14 protein-coding genes are annotated in these 16,164 nt (G+C 69.3%); 2 read left to right on the top strand and 12 right to left on the bottom strand.

The window, feature by feature from the left end; translation table 11 throughout:
- Positions 1 to 67: 67 nt before the first annotated feature.
- From OG947_RS05205 to OG947_RS05260, 12 genes are all read right to left on the bottom strand, one after another.
- Entirely contained in the window at positions 68 to 1,729 is a 1,662-nt protein-coding gene (locus tag OG947_RS05205; protein ID WP_231476145.1) for a solute symporter family protein, read from the bottom strand.
- Positions 1,726 to 2,088 carry a DUF485 domain-containing protein gene (locus OG947_RS05210; RefSeq protein ID WP_442973091.1) on the bottom strand — a complete coding sequence of 121 codons (363 nt, stop codon included), beginning with the start codon at positions 2,086 to 2,088 and terminating at the stop codon, positions 1,726 to 1,728. The genes OG947_RS05205 and OG947_RS05210 overlap by 4 nt, the downstream gene beginning before the upstream one ends.
- Before the next feature lie 141 nt (positions 2,089 to 2,229).
- Entirely contained in the window at positions 2,230 to 3,963 is a 1,734-nt protein-coding gene (locus tag OG947_RS05215; RefSeq protein WP_056446914.1) for a sodium/solute symporter, read from the bottom strand.
- Between the two features lie 31 nt (positions 3,964 to 3,994).
- Positions 3,995 to 4,351 (bottom strand): hypothetical protein, encoded by a 357-nt coding sequence (locus OG947_RS05220; RefSeq protein WP_222627731.1) that lies wholly within the window; start codon positions 4,349 to 4,351, stop codon positions 3,995 to 3,997.
- A gap of 1 nt (position 4,352) precedes the next feature.
- Complete coding sequence (locus OG947_RS05225; RefSeq protein ID WP_222627733.1) at positions 4,353 to 5,177, bottom strand: LytR/AlgR family response regulator transcription factor; 825 nt, start codon at positions 5,175 to 5,177, stop codon at positions 4,353 to 4,355.
- Positions 5,178 to 5,210: 33 nt separating this feature from the next.
- Positions 5,211 to 6,350, bottom strand: a complete 1,140-nt coding sequence (locus OG947_RS05230) for a sensor histidine kinase (protein ID WP_037184426.1) — start codon at positions 6,348 to 6,350, stop codon at positions 5,211 to 5,213.
- A 29-nt stretch (positions 6,351 to 6,379) separates the two neighbouring features.
- Positions 6,380 to 7,558, bottom strand: coding sequence for a lipase family protein (locus OG947_RS05235; RefSeq protein WP_442973119.1), 1,179 nt, complete (start codon positions 7,556 to 7,558; stop codon positions 6,380 to 6,382).
- A 77-nt stretch (positions 7,559 to 7,635) separates the two neighbouring features.
- Positions 7,636 to 9,267: a Na+/H+ antiporter gene (locus tag OG947_RS05240; RefSeq protein ID WP_328813267.1), complete on the bottom strand. Its 1,632-nt coding sequence runs from the start codon at positions 9,265 to 9,267 to the stop codon at positions 7,636 to 7,638.
- A 24-nt stretch (positions 9,268 to 9,291) separates the two neighbouring features.
- Positions 9,292 to 9,480 carry an antitoxin gene (locus OG947_RS05245; protein ID WP_042575922.1) on the bottom strand — a complete coding sequence of 63 codons (189 nt, stop codon included), beginning with the start codon at positions 9,478 to 9,480 and terminating at the stop codon, positions 9,292 to 9,294.
- Positions 9,481 to 9,485: 5 nt separating this feature from the next.
- A complete protein-coding gene (locus OG947_RS05250) occupies positions 9,486 to 10,607 on the bottom strand; it encodes an MBL fold metallo-hydrolase (protein ID WP_235578801.1) in 1,122 nt (373 codons plus the stop codon).
- Positions 10,608 to 10,658: 51 nt separating this feature from the next.
- On the bottom strand, positions 10,659 to 12,341 hold the full coding sequence (locus OG947_RS05255) for a purine-cytosine permease family protein (RefSeq protein WP_051612977.1): 1,683 nt from the start codon (positions 12,339 to 12,341) through the stop codon (positions 10,659 to 10,661).
- 160 nt (positions 12,342 to 12,501) lie between these two features.
- The gene (locus OG947_RS05260) at positions 12,502 to 13,236 is read right to left on the bottom strand and encodes an enoyl-CoA hydratase (RefSeq protein ID WP_027504192.1); all 735 of its coding nucleotides are present in this window, start codon (positions 13,234 to 13,236) and stop codon (positions 12,502 to 12,504) included.
- Positions 13,237 to 13,329: 93 nt separating this feature from the next.
- Between OG947_RS05260 and OG947_RS05265 the strand changes: the two genes are divergently transcribed.
- Positions 13,330 to 14,415 carry an NAD(P)-binding domain-containing protein gene (locus tag OG947_RS05265; protein ID WP_027504193.1) on the top strand — a complete coding sequence of 362 codons (1,086 nt, stop codon included), beginning with the start codon at positions 13,330 to 13,332 and terminating at the stop codon, positions 14,413 to 14,415.
- Positions 14,412 to 16,052, top strand: a complete 1,641-nt coding sequence (locus OG947_RS05270; RefSeq protein ID WP_328813268.1) for an ABC-F family ATP-binding cassette domain-containing protein — start codon at positions 14,412 to 14,414, stop codon at positions 16,050 to 16,052. Before OG947_RS05265 ends, OG947_RS05270 begins: the two co-directional genes overlap by 4 nt.
- Positions 16,053 to 16,164: the final 112 nt, after the last annotated feature.

Consider the following 16,164-nt stretch of genomic DNA (forward strand, 5'->3'; position numbering starts at 1 on the left):
CCGTGAACACTAGCGCGTAACGACACCCGCGGTGGCCCGCATCGTGTCCGAACTTCCAGGGCGAATCCTAGTGAGCGACCGGCTTCTCGGCGCCGACGCCGGTGAGGGATCGCACCTCCATCTCCGCTGCCTTGTCGGTGCTCTCGTTGTCCTTGCTCGTCAGCGTTCCCACGATGCCGAGGATGAAGGCGAGCGGGATCGAGACGATGCCCGGGTTCGACAGGGGGAACCAGGCGAAGTCCGAGCCCTTGATCATCGCCGTCGCCGAGCCGGACACGGCCGGGGAGAAGATGATGAGCACGATGGTGGAGATCAGACCGCCGTACATGCTCCACAGCGCGCCGCGCGTGGTGAAGCGTCGCCAGAAGAGCGAGTACAGGATGGTCGGCAGGTTGGCCGCCGCGGCGACCGCGAAGGCCAGCGCCACGAGGAAGGCGATGTTCTGTCCGTTGGCCAGGATGCCGCCACCGATGGCGAGGATGCCGATGACGACGGCGGTGATGCGGGAGACCTGGACCTGCTTCTTGTCGTCGACCTTGCCCTTCTTGATGACACCGGCGTAGATGTCGTGAGCGAAGGACGCGGACGCCGTGATGGTGAGGCCGGCGACGACCGCGAGGATCGTCGCGAAGGCGACCGCCGAGATGACGCCCAGCAGGATCACCCCGCCGAGTTCGAACGCGAGAAGCGGTGCGGCAGCGTTCTGTCCGCCGGCCGCGGCGAGGATGCGGTCCGGTCCGACGATGGCGGCGGCGCCGTAGCCGAGCACCAGCGTGAAGAGGTAGAACGCACCGATCAGCGCGATCGCCCAGACGACGCTGCGACGGGCTTCCTTGGCGGTGGGCACCGTGTAGAAGCGCATGAGCACGTGCGGCAGGCCGGCGGTGCCGAGCACCAGGGCGATACCGAGCGAGACGAAGTTCAGCTGCGACGTGGCCGAGCCGCCGTACTGGGCGCCGGGGGCGAGAACGTCACGCGCGGCGACGGTCTCGGAGACCGAGTCGCCGACCATGGTCTGCGCGCTGCCGAGGATCTCGGACAGGTTGAAGCCGAACTTGGCCAGCACCATCACCGTCATGAGACCGGCACCGGCGATGAGCAGCGCGGCCTTGATGATCTGCACCCAGGTGGTGCCCTTCATACCGCCGACGAGGACGTAGACGATCATCAGGACGCCGACGACCGCGATGACGATGGACTGTCCCGTGCGATCCGAGATGTCGAGGAGCAGTGCGACGAGGCCGCCGGCTCCGGCCATCTGCGCGAGCAGGTAGAAGAACGACACCGTGAGTGTCGACAACGCGGCGGCGGTACGCACCGGGCCCTGCTTGAGGCGGAAGCTCAGCACGTCTGCCATCGTGAACTTGCCGGTGTTGCGCAACATCTCGGCGACGAGAAGCAGGGCGACGAGCCACGCGACGAGGAAACCGATGGAGTACAGGAAGCCGTCGTAACCGTAGACGGCGATGGCGCCCGCGATGCCGAGGAAGCTCGCCGCGGAGAGGTAGTCACCGGCGATGGCGACACCGTTCTGCGGTCCGGAGAAGCCGCCGCCCGCGGTGAAGAACTCCGCGGAGGTGGCGTTCTTCTTACTGGCCTTGATCACCACGGCCATGGTCACGATGACGAAGACCGCGAAGATCGAGATGTTGACGAGCGGGCTGCCGACGGTCTCGGCCTCGATCGTCTGCTGGGCCAGGAACTGCTGCGCGGCAGAGTAGGTGGTCACTGGAGGGGTCCTTCGAGTTCGTCGCGGATCTTCGCGGCACGGGGGTCGAGCTCACGGTTCGCGAACTTCACGTAGATGCCGGTGATGGCGAACGTCGTCACGAACTGTCCGAGTCCGAGCAGCAGTCCGACGTTGATGTTGCCGAAGACGCGGGTGGCCATGAAGTCGTGTGCGTACGCCCCGAGGAGCACGTACGTCGTGTACCAGATGAGGAAGAAGGCGGCCATCGGGAAGACGAAGCCGCGCAGGCGCTTCTTGAGTTCTTGGAACTCGGGCGTGGCCTGCATGTCGACGAAGTCCTGGGGGGACGGGGTCCGGGGTTCGGGCTGTGCGCCCGAATGGGGTTGTGCGGTGGTCACGGGTGCTCCTACGTGTCGGGAGATACTCGGATGACGGTAGTGAGACCACCATCACACCGATACGGCGTGGCGCCGATCACACGCCGAGCAGCGCGCCGGTGCGCCGAACGGTCTGCCGGGCGGGACGAACGGTCGTGCCGCTCACTGCTTGCGCAGTCGCTCCACGCCCAGACCGAGGCGTTCGGGTGCGTGCATGGCCGACATGATGCGGCCGATGTCCAGCGGTATCGAGGACCGAGTCGCCAGCGACACCGTCACCATGACGGCGAAGGCGAGGGGCACGCTGACCGCCGCCGGGTAGCCGACGATCGCCGCGGCCCACCCACCCAGGAGCTGATCGGACACCCCGCCGAGCACGGCGAGGGATGCGGCGGCCGTGGAGACCCCGCCGCCGACGATCAGCCCCGCGGCGGCCCCTGCGGCGGTGAGACCGCGCCACCAGATGCCGAGCACCAGCAGCGGACACAGCGTCGACGCCGCGACGGCGAACACGAGCCCCACGGTGCGGGAGAGGTCGAGCGTGACCAAACCGACCGACAGCAGCAGCGGACCGGTGCCGGCCACGATCGCGGCGATCCGGAAGTCGCGCACCCGGCCGCGCAGGACGTCGGTGCTGAGCACTCCGGCGATGGTCACCAGCAGTCCCGACGACGTGGACAGGAACGCCGCCATCGCGCCCGCGGCGACGAGTGCGGCGAGCAGCAGACCCGGCACCCCGTCGATGGCCGCCGACGGCAGCAGGAGCACGGCCGCGTCGGATGCACCGGTGATCAGCAACTGGGGAACGTACAGGCGTGCGAACACACCCAGCACCGTCGGGAACAGGTAGAACACCGACAGCAGACCCACCACGGTCAGCGCCGTCCAGCGGGCCGCCGGCCCGTCCGGGTTGGTGTAGAAGCGCACGAGGACGTGGGGCAACCCCATCGTGCCGAGGAACGTGGCGAGGATCAGCGAGTACACCTGGTACAGCGGGAAGGGACCACCGAAACCGTTGCCGGGCGAGAGCCAGTCGGAGCCCTCGACCGGTGCGCCCGCCACCACGGGGACCGGCGATCCTGCCTCGAGTTCGAGCACCGTGCCCGACTGCAGCGTGTGGTCGCCCGCGTCGAGTGTCGTCGGTCCGTCCACCGCGGCGCCGTCGACGGTGCCGCGGACCACGACGTCGAGGTTCTCCTGCACCTGCACGACGACGTCGGTACTGATGTCGACCGTCGTGGCGGTGTCCACGGACGGCGGTGCGGGGGTGCCCATCTCGCGCGGATCGGCCGCGAAATGCACCGCGAGCACCAGCGCCGGTACCGCGACGGCCGTCAGCTTGAGCCAGTACTGGAACGCCTGGACGAACGTGATGGAGCGCATGCCGCCGCCGACCACGTTGAGGATCACGATCACTCCGATGACAGCCGCGCCGACCCAACTGGGAACGCCGAGAAGGATGTTGAGGGTGAGCCCGGCGCCCTGCAGCTGCGGGACGAGGTACAGCGCACACACCCCGGCGACCACCAGCATGGCCAACGTGCGGAGCCGCGCCGAACCGAGGCGGAACTCGGCGAAGTCCGGCACCGTGTACGCACCGGACCGTCGCAGCGGCGCCGAGACGAACAGCAACAGCCCGAGATACCCGGCCGTGAAGCCCACCGGGTACCACAGTGCGTCGGCACCGTACTTGGCGATCAGGCCCGCGACCCCGAGAAACGATGCGGCCGAGAGGTACTCACCGGACACGGCCGCGGCGTTCCACCGCGGACCCACGCTACGGGAGGCGACGAGGAAGTCGGAGGTGGTGCGCGCCAACCGGACTCCGTACGCGCCCACCGCGACGGTGGCCACCGCCGAGAAGATGACGGCGAGCACCGTGGGGACGGACACCATCAGCGCGTGCCGGACGTGAGAGCGCCGGCCATCAGTCCTCCACCAGTTCGGTGAACTCCTGCTCGTTGCGCTCGGCCGAACGGACGAAGAGGTACCCGGCGACCAGCAGGACCGGGTACGCGGCGACGGCGAGCGACCACCACGGGACCCCGATGCCGGCGATGCGTGCGGTGCCCGCGGCCGGCGCGAACACCCACACCAGCGGGACGATGCCGAGGATCAGGACCACGACGGCCGCGGTGCGCAACGCGAGCGCCAACTGTGCGCGGACCAGGCCGTTGATCATGGCCTCGCCCACCTCGGTCTGCTCCTGGACCTCCACCCGGGTGCGCACGATGCGTGCGCCGCGGCGCTGGGCCAACACCACCTTCTCTCGCTGCGCCGCCATCTCAGGAACGGTGCTGTCCGGCGAGTGCCGCTCGTGGGCCGCGGACGAGCCGATCGCGGAGTTCGCGGGTGTGGCGACGGCTCACCGGGAGCTCGACGGGTGGGCAGGCACCCGTGCCGCGCAGGCAGACCACCAGTCCGGACCCGACGGTGCGGGTCCCCCCGACCTGGCCGACGGACACGAGGTACGACCGATGGACGCGCAGGAATCCGTGGTCGGCCCAGCGGGACTCCAGCGTCGAGAGGGCGATCCGCACCAGGTGGGTGCCGGTCGTCGTGTGCAGCCGGGCGTAGTCGCCCTCGGCCTCCACCCAGACGACGGTGGATCGCGGCACCATCGTCGTCACACCGCCGAGCTCCACCGGGATCACGTCGTCCTGGTCGCTGCGCCCCGCGGGACCCGGTACCGCGCCGGACCTCTTGTCGACGACGCGGCGGACAGCGTCGGACAGGCGCTGGTCACGGATCGGCTTGAGGAGGTAGTCGACGGCCCCGATCTCGAAGGCGGCGACGGCGCGATCGTCGTGGGCCGTCACGAAGACGACCGCCGGCGGTGAGGCGAAGTTGCTCAGCACTCCGGCCAGTTCCATGCCGTCGAGTCCGGGCATGTCGATGTCGAGAAAGACACCGTCGACCGGCGCGTCGCGCAGGATGCGCAGCGCCGTGGTGGCGTCGCTCGCTCCCTCGACCGATCCGACCGCCGGGTGGCGGCGCAGCAGGTAGACGAGTTCGTCCAGGGCCGGCCGCTCGTCGTCCACGGCGAGCAGCCGCAGGGGCCGGTCGGCAGCGGGGGGCGTGGTCGCCTCGGTGGCATGGGTGGGGCTCATGGCGTCTTCATCGTGCCATGTCGCGCGCGCACGTCAGGGCCGGATGCCTGCCCGAAATTTCGGGATCCGCATACTCACCTTGGTGCCGGCGTCCGGCGCGGTCTCCACCACCAGGCCGTAGTCGTTGCCGAAGGCGGCGCGCAACCGGTCGTCGACGTTGGCGAGTCCGACGTGCACCCCCTCCTCCGATCCCAGGTCGCCGGAGCGCAGCAGTTCCGGATCCATGCCGACACCGTCGTCCTCGATGCTGATGGCCGCGTCCGTACCCGCGTCCGCCGCGATCACGGTGATACGGCCGCGGCCCCGGCCTGCGACGCCGTGGCGCACCGCGTTCTCGACGAGGGGCTGCAGCGCCAGGAACGGCAACACCACTCCCAGCACCTCGGGAGCGATCTGCACCGTCACGTCGAGGGAGTCACCGAAACGCGCGCGCTCGAGCGTGAGGTACCGGTCGATGTTGCGGAGCTCGTCGGAGAGCACCGTGAACTCCCCCGCCGTGCGGAACGAGTAGCGCGTGAAGTCGGCGAACTCGAGGACCAGCTCGCGCGCACGATCGGGATCGGTCCGCACGAACGACGCGATGGTCGTCAGGGCGTTGTAGATGAAGTGCGGGCTGATCTGGGCGCGCAGCGCCCGGACCTCGGCCCGGTCGAGGCGTGCTCTGCTCGCGTCGAGTTCGGCCAGCTCGACCTGCTCGCCGACGTACCGCGCGACCTCGGTGCAGGCCCCGAGCAGACCGGGACCGGGTTCCTCCAGCGTGACCACGCCCAGCACGCAGACCACGCCGGCGCCCTCGGTGAGGACCGGCTGCACCACCACCGAGCGTGCCGGGGCGTCCGCGGTCGCGGCGGTGCGCAGCAGCACCCGACGCTCGGTGTCGACGGCACGGCGGGCGACCACGGGGAACTCGTCCAGGGTCCCGTCGACGGGACCGTCGTGGCCCAACACCGTCCCGTCCGGTCCCGCCAGGACGACGGCGGCGGCGCCGGTCAGTGTGCGCAGGTGCGGCGCCGCCTCCGACGCGGACGCGGCGTCGAGGCCCCGCCGCAACGGGCGTGCCGCGAGCGATGCGGTGTGCAGCGCGGCGTGCACCGCGCGTTCGGTGGGCGTGGTCAGCGGGCGCGTCCCCCGGCGCGTGATGACGACGACCGCACCGGCGACGACCGCGGCCATCACCAACAGGACGACCGCCGTGGTGGCTGTCACGGCACCTGGTCACACGTGTTCGTCGGTTGTCCGGTTCCCTCGAACCGCTGGGTGATCCAGTCGATGCCCTCGATGTTGGCGGCCGAGTCGGCGTGGCCCTGGTCCGCCCGGACCCGGTAGTCGATGACGTCGCCCTGCGCGCACGCTCGGCGGGACGCGTCCTCGGTCCACTGCGGCAGGATGAGATCGTCTCGCGAACCGACCAGCACCATCATCGGCGCCGCGGCCCGCCCCTGCGGTAGGGCGTTGTCCGACAACCACTCTCGAATGGCGGCGTACGCTTCCGGCGAGCTGGGGCGCACGTCGTCCGGTCCGATGGATCCCGCGGCTGTCAACTTGCCGGCGGCCAGGGGTCCCGTGCAGGCCAACAGGACGTCCTTGTTCTCCAGCAGTCCGCCGCTGAGGAAGTCAGCGTCGGTGTACTCCGGATGGTCCACGAGGAAGCCCTCGACGACGAACGGCATGATCGCCTTCTGGGGCAACGTGAGCTGCCCCAGTCCGGACTCCGGGGCGATCGGGCTGATGTCCGCGGCCGGGGACAGGTTGGCCGATCCCAGGAACTCGAGGCCGTCGCCGTACTCCGCGGCCATCTCGGCGGCGGCCCAGGTGGCCTGCCCACCCTGCGACACGCCCAGCGCCGCCCAGCGAGTCCCGCTACCGGGCGCCACGTTCCGCGCTGCGCGGACAGCGTCGATGATGTCGTGGCCGGCCGACGGGGCGTTCAGGTACGGATGCGGATCGTCGGTTCCCAGGCCCTCGTAGTCCGTCACCGCGACGACGGCGCCGCGTTCGAGCATCGGCGTGACCAGGCCGATGGAGCCGAGCAGATTGGGATAGAGGGACGGTGCGCACTCGTCGGTCACACCCGTCGTGCCGTGCCCGACGGACACGACCGGCCATCCCCCCTCGGGCGGTGCGCCGGCCGGGACGAACACCGTGCCCGTGACGTCGACACCGCCGGCGTCCACCCCGGACGTCGAGCGGTACGTGATGCGGTGCGCCGTGGCGCCGAGGTTGGTGACCGCCTGGTCGACCTGACCGAGGAGCACGTCGGCGACCAGCGAGCCGCGCTCGTCGCCCGTGGGGGCGGGAGAGCGGGGTGCCGCGTCAGTGGTCGCGTCGTTCCCCGGGGTGGGCGCGGGATCCGACGACGCACATCCCGACAGCATCAGCATCGACGCGGCCAGTGCCGATCCCAGCAGGACCGGGACCCTGCCGCGCAGTCCTGGTCTCGAACCGATCCTGCACACGTTCACTCTCGCCCTCTTTCCGCCATGAATCGCTGCAACCGTGTCTCGGTGGCGGCCTGCTCGATGTCGAGCCCGTCCAGAACCGCGGCGAGAACCTCGTCGTCGAGGTCCCCCGCGTCGCGTGCGGCGAGCAACGCCTCGCGCTGTCGCCGCAGTGCGGTGCGCCGCCACCGATCGAACACCGCGCCGGAGGACCGCGCCCGCGCGGCCCTCTCCTGATCGTCCTCGTCCTGCTCCGTGCGGAGTCGGCCCAGCATCACGCGGCGCACCCGATCGACGACCTCGGCGGCCTCGGTTCCCTCGACCTTCGTCATCGCCTCGTCGAGCGACTCCTCGACCGCACGGCGGGCGATCTGCCGAGCGAGTGCGCGCTGCTCGTCGAGATGCCGGGCCTCGTCCGGGTCGGAGATGTCCAGCCGTCGGATCACCAGCGGCAATGTCACCCCCTGGATCAGCAGGGTTCCGACGGCCACGGTGAAGGCGATGGCCTGGATGACTCCACGCCCCGGGAAGTCGTCCCCCGCGAGGGTGGTGAAGGGGACACCGGCGGCCGCCGCGAGGGTCACCACTCCGCGCATCCCGGCCCAGGACAGGACGACGTTCTGGCGCCAGGTCAGTTCCGCGTCCTCGGTCGATCGAGCCCGGTGGTAGACGCGTCGCAGCGCCGAGCCGGCGAACAGCATCACCGGACGCACCGCCATGACGAGCGCGAGGACCAGCAGTCCGTACAGGAAGATGTGGTGGACGGGCAGCCCCTCGCGGCTGATGTCGTCGATGACGAACTTGAGCTGCAGGCCCATGTAGGCGAAGACGAAGGTCTCGAGGAGCAGATCGAGCGTCGGCCAGACGTGCCGCTCCTGGATGCGCGTCGGGATCGCGTCGCCGCTGCGCGCCGAACCGAGCACGAATCCGGCGGTGACGACGGCGAGCACACCCGAGGCGTGGATCTGCTCCGCGGCGAGGTAGGCGGTGAAGGGAACGAGGATGCCCAGTACGGTCTCCAGCGCGCTGTCCGCCATGCGGCTGCGGACGAAGCGCACGAGTCGGCTGAGCACGTATCCCACGGCGACGCCGCCCACGACCTCGTAGACGAAGAACAGCAGCGGCGAGTCGATGCCGACCCGGCTTCCCGTCACGGAGGCGACGGTGATGGTGAACAGGGTCAGCGCCGCCGCGTCGTTGACGAGTGATTCGCCGGTGAGGATCGCCATCATGCGCGCGGGCAGACCCAGCTTGCGCCCCACTGCTACCGCGGCGACGGCGTCGGGCGGCGCGACCACGGCGCCGAGGACCAGGGCGGCGCCCAGTGTCAGCTCCGGGACGAGCCAGTACGAGAAGTACCCCACCGAGACGGTCGTGATGACGACGAGACCGACGCCGAGCCGGACGATGGAGCGGAAGTTGTGCGCGAAGGAGCGGAACGAGAAGTTCAACGCTGTCGAGTACAGCAGGGGCGGAAGGATCACGCCCAGAAGGAGTTCGGGTTCGAGAGCGGGACGCGGCAGCCCGGGGACGAACGAGGCGACCGACCCGACGGCGACGAGAACGAGGGGCACCTGCAGATCGAGGCGCTTGGCGAAGCCGGCGATGACGACGGCCCCGACGATCACCAGAAGCAGGAGCCACCCGTCCATCGACTCGACTACCGCGCGGGTCTGCTACTTCTCGGGGATCGCCTTCTTGGCGGCGTCCTGGACCTTGTCGATCTTGTCGGCGTACTTGCCCTGCGTCTTCTTGTCGGCGAAGTCCGCTGCCTTGTCCACGGCCTTCTCGATCTTGTCACTGTTCTGAGCGGCGGCCTTCTTGCCCTGGCCGATCAGCTTCTTGAGGTTGTCCACGAGTGCCATGGTCGTCACGATACCGCGCCGGACCACCAACGCCGGTGCGGGAGAGGACGCGCGAGATCGACTCGCTGGCCCGGCATCGGCACCACCACCGAGATCCGCTCCGCCTCGGCGGCCGTCAGCAGCCGCTCCACGGGTTCGGACCACGGGTGGAACGCGAGGTTGAAGGTCGCCCAGTGGACGGGCACGACGATGCCGGAGGACGGGGTGCCCTGCTGCAGGTCACCGTGCGACCGCGCCGCCTCCTCGGGGTTCATGTGGATGTCCGGCCACCGGTCGTCGTAGGCGCCGACGGGAAGCAGGGTCACGTCGAACGGACCGAGCCGCGCGCCGATGTCCGCGAACGCCTCGGTGTAGCCGGTGTCGCCGCCGAAGAAAGCCCGGTGCTCCGGACCCACCACCGACCACGACGCCCACTGCGTGGTGTCGCGCACCAGGGACCGGCCCGAGAAGTGTCGTGCCTCCAGGCACGTGACGGTGAGCGATCCGATGCGGACGTCGTCGTTCCAGTCGAGCTCGACGATCCGGTCCTCGGGAACCTTCCAGCGGCGCAGATGGGCGCCCACCCCCAGCGGCACCAGGAACGGCGCCGACTGCGACGTGAGCAGCGTGGCCACCGTGTCACGGTCGAGGTGGTCGTAGTGATCGTGCGAGATGACGATGGCGTCGACCTGCGGAAGCGCCTCGGCCGCAACGGGTACCGGGTGCAACCTGGCCGGTCCGAGAACCCGCGACGGTGAGACCCGCCGGCTCCAGACCGGATCGGTGAGCACGCGGTGACCGTCGATCTCGACGACCACCGAGGAGTGCCCGAACCAGGTGACGGCCAGGTCCCCGGCCTCCGCCGGCGCGAGCGGGGTGGCCAACGGCACGGCGCGCTCGGGTCGTCCCGAGCGGCCGCGCGTGAGCATCGCGGCTCCGATGCTCGCCTGCTCCCCCGCCGCGACCGGCGAGCTGCTGCGTGTGTTGTGGAACTTGCGGTCCCGGTAGTGCGAGGACGCGGCGGCGTACGGACGGATGGCACCGCGTCCGGCGCCGACGGCGGACGGCACACCCCACGCCGCGCGCGCGAGCCAGGACAACCCTGCGGCGGCGAGCCCGATGGACACTGCTGCGGTGGCTGGTTTCACGCCTCCGACACTAGTCCACGGTTGATGTGTACCGACTTCACAAGTATCGGCTCACGTCTGTTCCGGCAGGATGTGCTCCCCCGTCTTGTCGGTGCTCAGCGACAGCGACGAGATGTAGAGCGTCTCCCCGTTCGGCCCCTTCTTGGCCGACGCGATCATGTCCGGCCGCTCGAACTCCATTCCCGACACCGAGCACAGCAGCGTCGCGTCGGACGGGTTGCCGTACTCGTCGAACATCGGCAGATCGATGCCGTCGTCGGTGCGCCGCAGGTAGTACTTGCCCTTGGTCGCGATCGCCAGCACGGGCGGCAGCACGATCGCCAGTACCAGCGCCACGATGGGCGAGTACGGCTTGATCGCCGGCCCGAACGCCCCGAAGAACACGAGGATGGACAGGATCGCGGACACCGCCATGGAGCCGAAACCGACGGGGTTCACCGCGTAGAGCATCCCCCTGCGGAACTCCGGCACCTTCGGGGACAGCTTCAGCAGGTACTTGTTGAACACGATGTCGGAGGCGACCACCGCGATCCAGGCGATACCGCAGTTCGCGTAGAACCCGAGGATGTTGTTGAGGAAGTCGAACATGTTGGCTTCCATCAGGATCAACGCGATCGCGAGGTTGAACAGCACGAAGACCAGTCGTCCGGGGTAGGACTTGGTGACGCGGGTGTACGAGTTGGTCCACGCCAGGGAGCCCGAGTACGCGTTGGTCACGTTGATCTTGATCTGCGAGATGACCACGAGCACCACGGCGAGGGTCATGGCGAGCCAGCCCGGCATGAAGTTCTCGTAGATCTCGAGGAACTGGTGCACCGGCTCGTTGGCGATCGACGATCCGTCGACCACGTTCGCGATGAGGTACACGGCGAGGAAGAGTCCGACGATCTGCTTGAGCGCACCGAAGATGACCCAGCCCGGCCCCGCGAGCAGGACGGCCGTCCACCAGCGACGCGAGTTCTCCGGCGTCTTGGGCGGCATGAAGCGCAGGTAGTCGATCTGCTCCGCGATCTGAGCGATCAACGAGAGGCAGACACCCGCGGCCAGCATGACGGATCCGAGGTTCACACCGGTGCCGGCGGCACCGTCGGCACCCCCGTAGGCCATGAACTGACCGATGGAGTCGGGGTTGCTCACCACGAGATAGACGAACGGCAGCACCATGAGGATCAGCCACAGCGGGGTCGTCCACACCTGCAGTGTGGCGAGCGCCTTCATGCCGTAGATGACCAACGGGATGACCATCAGGGTGGACACCGCGTACCCGATGGGCAGCGGGATGTTCAGCCCCAGTTCGAGGCCCTGGGCCATGATCGACCCTTCGAGCGCGAAGAAGATGAACGTGAACGTCGCGAAGATGACGTTGGTGACCACCGACCCGTAGTAGCCGAATCCGCTTCCGCGCGTGATCAGATCGAGGTCGATGTTGTAGCGCGCCGCGTAGTAGGCGAGCGGCAGACCCGTCAGGAAGATGACGACGGCGAACACCAGGATTCCCCACAGCGCGTTGCCGGTGCCGTAGGAGATGCCGATGTTGGCGCCGATGGCGAAGTCCGCGAGGTAGGCGATTCCGCCGAGAGCCGACGTCGCCACGACGCCGGTCCCCCACTTGCGGTAGCTGCGCGGGGCGAAGCGCAGCGTGTAGTCCTCGAGCGTCTCCTTCAGTGCCGCCGACTGCTTCTGACTGTCGGACGTGAGCGTGGAGTCGGGTGGAACGTCTCCGAGAGCGGTCATGGTCGGGTGCCTCCGGTCGTGTCGCACGCCGTGGCGGCGCGATGCGAGATGACCGTAGGAACGCTGTGTTGCCGGACTGTACGCACTCTGTGTCGAGTGCGTTACGTGGTGCCGGGGTGTCGCCTTTGTCCGAATCGGCAGGTCAGCGACCCCGATGTCGTCACTGGCCCTGGAAGACCGGGCGTCGCTTCTCCTTGCGCGCGATCCGCGCCTCCACGGCGTCGTTGCTCGCCCAGGCGGCCGCGAACGCGTCGAGCTGCGTGGCGTTCGCCTCGTCACGTGTGCCGTCGTCGTTGAAGACGAGTTTGAGGTGACGCAGCGACAGTGGCGCCAGCTGCGCGATCTCCTCGGCCCACGCGTGCGCGACGTCGAGATCGCCGAGTTTGTTGGCCAGTCCGCACGCCAGCGCCTGCTCGGCGGACAACTGCTCGGCACCCAGGAGCACCGTCCGGGCGGGACCGCCGCCGGCCAGCGACACCAGCCGCTTGACGGTCCAGTTGTCCACGGCGATGGCCAACCGGGTGGAGGGAATGGCGAAGAAGGCGCCCGAGTCGACCACCCGCAGGTCTGCGGCGATGGCCAACTGCGTGCCCGCACCCACAGCAGGCCCGTTCACGGCGGCGATGACCGGGACCGACACCGTCTGGAGCGCGCGGTTCATCGACAGCAGCGCCTCGGGGAACTCGTCGGCGATGGCTTCGCCCGACAGATCGGCGCCCGCGCAGAAGCTCGTGCCCTCGCCGGTGATCACGACGACGCGGGTGCCGTCCGCCTCGGCACCCTCCACCGCCTCACGCACTTCGGTGCACAGAGCCGTGTTCAGAGCGTTGCGGCGCTCCGGTCGCTGCAGTTCCACGGTGAGAACCGCGCCGTTCCTGGTGATACCAATGGTCACGTTGTGTCTTCTCTCTGCGTGGAACGAAGTGTTCTGTGAGACCCCCTTACGCGAATTTACCGGGTGCGGAGCCCTGACTGGTGTACTGGACGGGTGCAACACGTCGACGTCGCAGTGATCGGTGCCGGGCAGGCCGGTCTGTCCGCGGCCTATTTCCTGCAGCGAGCGGGGCTGCGGGCATGGGACGACTACGTCGTGCTCGACGGTGCGCCGGCTCCCGGTGGGGCGTGGCAGTTCCGCTGGCCCTCCCTGACCCTCGAGACCGTCAACGGGGTGCACGACCTTCCGGGCATGGCGTTCGCGGATACGCTGGCCCCCGACGTCGACCCCGCGCACGTGCCCGCGTCGTCGGCGGTGCCCGAGTACTACGCGGCGTACGAGAAGCACTTCGCGCTGCCCGTGCGGCGGCCGGGACGGGTGTCGGTCGTCTGCGACCGGGACGAGACGACGATGCGGTACCGGGTGGAGGCCGAGCAGGGCGACGTCCACGCACGGGGCTTGATCAACTGCACCGGCACCTGGGAGCACCCGTTCGTCCCGCGCTACCCCGGCATGGAGACGTTCACGGGGCGCCAACTGCACACGCGCGACTACACCTCGGCGGAGGAGTTCCGCGGCGAGCACGTCGTCGTCGTCGGAGGCGGGATCTCCGCGGTGCAGTTGCTCGACGAGATCTCGCGCGTGACCACCACGACGTGGGTGACCCGCCGCGAGCCCGTCTTCCTCGAGCGGGACTTCACACCCGAGGTGGGCCGCGCTGCCGTCGCGCAGGTCGAGGATCGGGTGCGCCGCGGACTGCCGCCGGGATCGGTGGTGTCGGTGACCGGCCTGATCCTCACCCCCAGCTTGCGCGAGGCCCGCGATCGCGGCGTCCTGGTACGGCGACCCATGTTCGCGGAGGTCACACCCGACGGAGTGCGGTGGGACGACGGCACCGCCACCCGGGCGGACGTCATCCTGTGGGCCACCGGGTTTCGCAGCGCGCTCGATCACCTCGCGCCACTCCGACTGCGCGGGCCGGGCGGCGGCATCACGATGACCGGCGCGTCGGCCACTCGAGTGGCCGCGCGGCCCAGCGTCCATCTGATCGGATACGGTCCGTCGGCCAGCACCATCGGCGCCAACCGTGCGGGACGCACGGCCGTGCGGGAACTACTTCAGGAGCTGGGCGAGACGTGAGTGCCGTGGTCCGTGTCGACGACCTGTCCGCCTATCGCGGCGAGCGCACGCTGTTCGACGGTCTCGACCTCACCCTCGGACCCGGCGACGTCGTCGGGCTGGTCGGCGCGAACGGCGCCGGCAAGTCGACGCTGCTCGGCCTGCTGGCGGGCACGGCGACCGGGGTCGACCACGACGGCACGGTCTCGCTCACCCCGTCGGACGCCACCGTCGGCCACCTGGCGCAGGAGGTCTCCCGCGTTCCCGGTGAGACCGTCGAGATGTTCCTGCAGCGCCGCACCGGAGTGCGCGCGGCCGAGGACGCGATGAACGCGGCGGCGGAGACGCTCGGCGACGCGAGCGCGTCGGACGATCTCTACACACCGGCACTGGAGCGGTGGTTGGCGCTCGGCGGCGCCGATCTGCCCGAGCGAGCCGAGTCGGTGCTCGCCGGCCTGGGCCTGGACGCGGCGCTCGACACCGAGATGTCCGCCCTGTCCGGTGGGCAGGCGGCCCGCGCATCACTCGCGGGAATCCTGTTGGCGCGCTATGACGTCCTGCTTCTCGACGAGCCCACCAACGATCTGGATCTCGCGGGACTGGACCAGCTCGAGAACTTCGTGACGAGTACCCAGTGCGCCGTGATGATCGTCAGTCACGATCGTGAGTTCCTGGCGCGCACCGTCACCGGCATCGTCGAGCTGGACCTGGCGCAGCAGCAGATAGCGGTCTACGACGGCGGGTACGAGGCCTACCTCGTCGAGCGCGACGTGGCGCGTCGTCACGCACGGGAAGAGTTCGAGCAGTACGCCGACACCAGGTCCGGGCTCGAGGATCGCGCTCGGATGCAACGGAACTGGCTCGAGCACGGCGTGCGGAACGCTCGACGCAAGAGCAAGGACAACGACAAGGCGAGCCGGAAGGTCCGCGCCGAATCGACGGAGAAGCAAGCCGCGAAGGCGCGCCAGACCCAGCGACGCATCGAACGGCTCGACGTCGTCGAGGAGCCGCGCAAGGAGTGGGAACTGCGCATGGAGATCGCGGCGGCGCCCCGCAGCGGCAGCGTCGTGGTCTCCGTGAACTCCGCCGTCGTGGAGCGGGGGACGTTCCGGCTCGGGCCGGTGACGGCACAGATCGACGCCGGGGACCGAATCGTCGTCACCGGCGCCAACGGCTCGGGCAAGACCACCCTGCTGCACCTGTTGCTGGGCCGCATCACGCCGACCAGTGGATCCGTGAGCATCGGCTCCGGAGTCGAGATCGGCGAGATGGACCAGGCCCGTTCGGCTTTCGACGGACCCGACTCGGTCGCCGACGCGCTGGCAGCCTCCGTTCCGGACTGGCCGGACGCCGACGTCCGCACACTCCTGGCGAAGTTCGGTCTCCGCGGACAGGCCGCCCTGCGGCCGTCGGCATCCCTGTCCCCCGGCGAGCGCACCCGAGCGGGACTCGCGCTGCTGCAGGCCCGAGGGGTGAACCTGCTCGTGCTCGACGAGCCCACCAACCACCTCGACGTCCCCGCCATCGAGCAGCTCGAATCGGCACTGGAGACCTACGAGGGAACGATGCTCCTGGTCACCCACGACCGGCGGATGCTCGACTCGGTGCGCAGCACGCGCCGGTGGACCGTCGCGCAGGGCGTTCTGCAGCAGGACTGAGGATTTCCCCACCCGATCGTCGCAGTTCCTGCCGATCGGCAGGATCACGCACGATCGTGTGGTTCAGCGCGCGCTCGCCCGAACAGCGCTGCCTACGGTATTGACACATCGT

Source organism: Rhodococcus sp. NBC_00297, assembly GCF_036173065.1.
In the GTDB taxonomy this organism is placed as follows: Bacteria; Actinomycetota; Actinomycetes; order Mycobacteriales; family Mycobacteriaceae; genus Rhodococcoides.

What these genes read in the sequence shown, in the direction of transcription:
- OG947_RS05215 (WP_056446914.1), bottom strand. Translation starts at nt 3,963, where the DNA reads ATGGTGTCCGTCCCCACGGTGCTCGCCGTCATCTTCTCGGCGGTGGCC.
- OG947_RS05220 (WP_222627731.1), bottom strand. Translation starts at nt 4,351, where the DNA reads ATGGCGGCGCAGCGAGAGAAGGTGGTGTTGGCCCAGCGCCGCGGCGCA.
- OG947_RS05225 (WP_222627733.1), bottom strand. Translation starts at nt 5,177, where the DNA reads ATGAGCCCCACCCATGCCACCGAGGCGACCACGCCCCCCGCTGCCGAC.
- OG947_RS05230 (WP_037184426.1), bottom strand. Translation starts at nt 6,350, where the DNA reads ATGGCCGCGGTCGTCGCCGGTGCGGTCGTCGTCATCACGCGCCGGGGG.
- OG947_RS05235 (WP_442973119.1), bottom strand. Translation starts at nt 7,558, where the DNA reads ATGCTGATGCTGTCGGGATGTGCGTCGTCGGATCCCGCGCCCACCCCG.
- OG947_RS05240 (WP_328813267.1), bottom strand. Translation starts at nt 9,267, where the DNA reads ATGGACGGGTGGCTCCTGCTTCTGGTGATCGTCGGGGCCGTCGTCATC.
- OG947_RS05245 (WP_042575922.1), bottom strand. Translation starts at nt 9,480, where the DNA reads ATGGCACTCGTGGACAACCTCAAGAAGCTGATCGGCCAGGGCAAGAAG.
- OG947_RS05255 (WP_051612977.1), bottom strand. Translation starts at nt 12,341, where the DNA reads ATGACCGCTCTCGGAGACGTTCCACCCGACTCCACGCTCACGTCCGAC.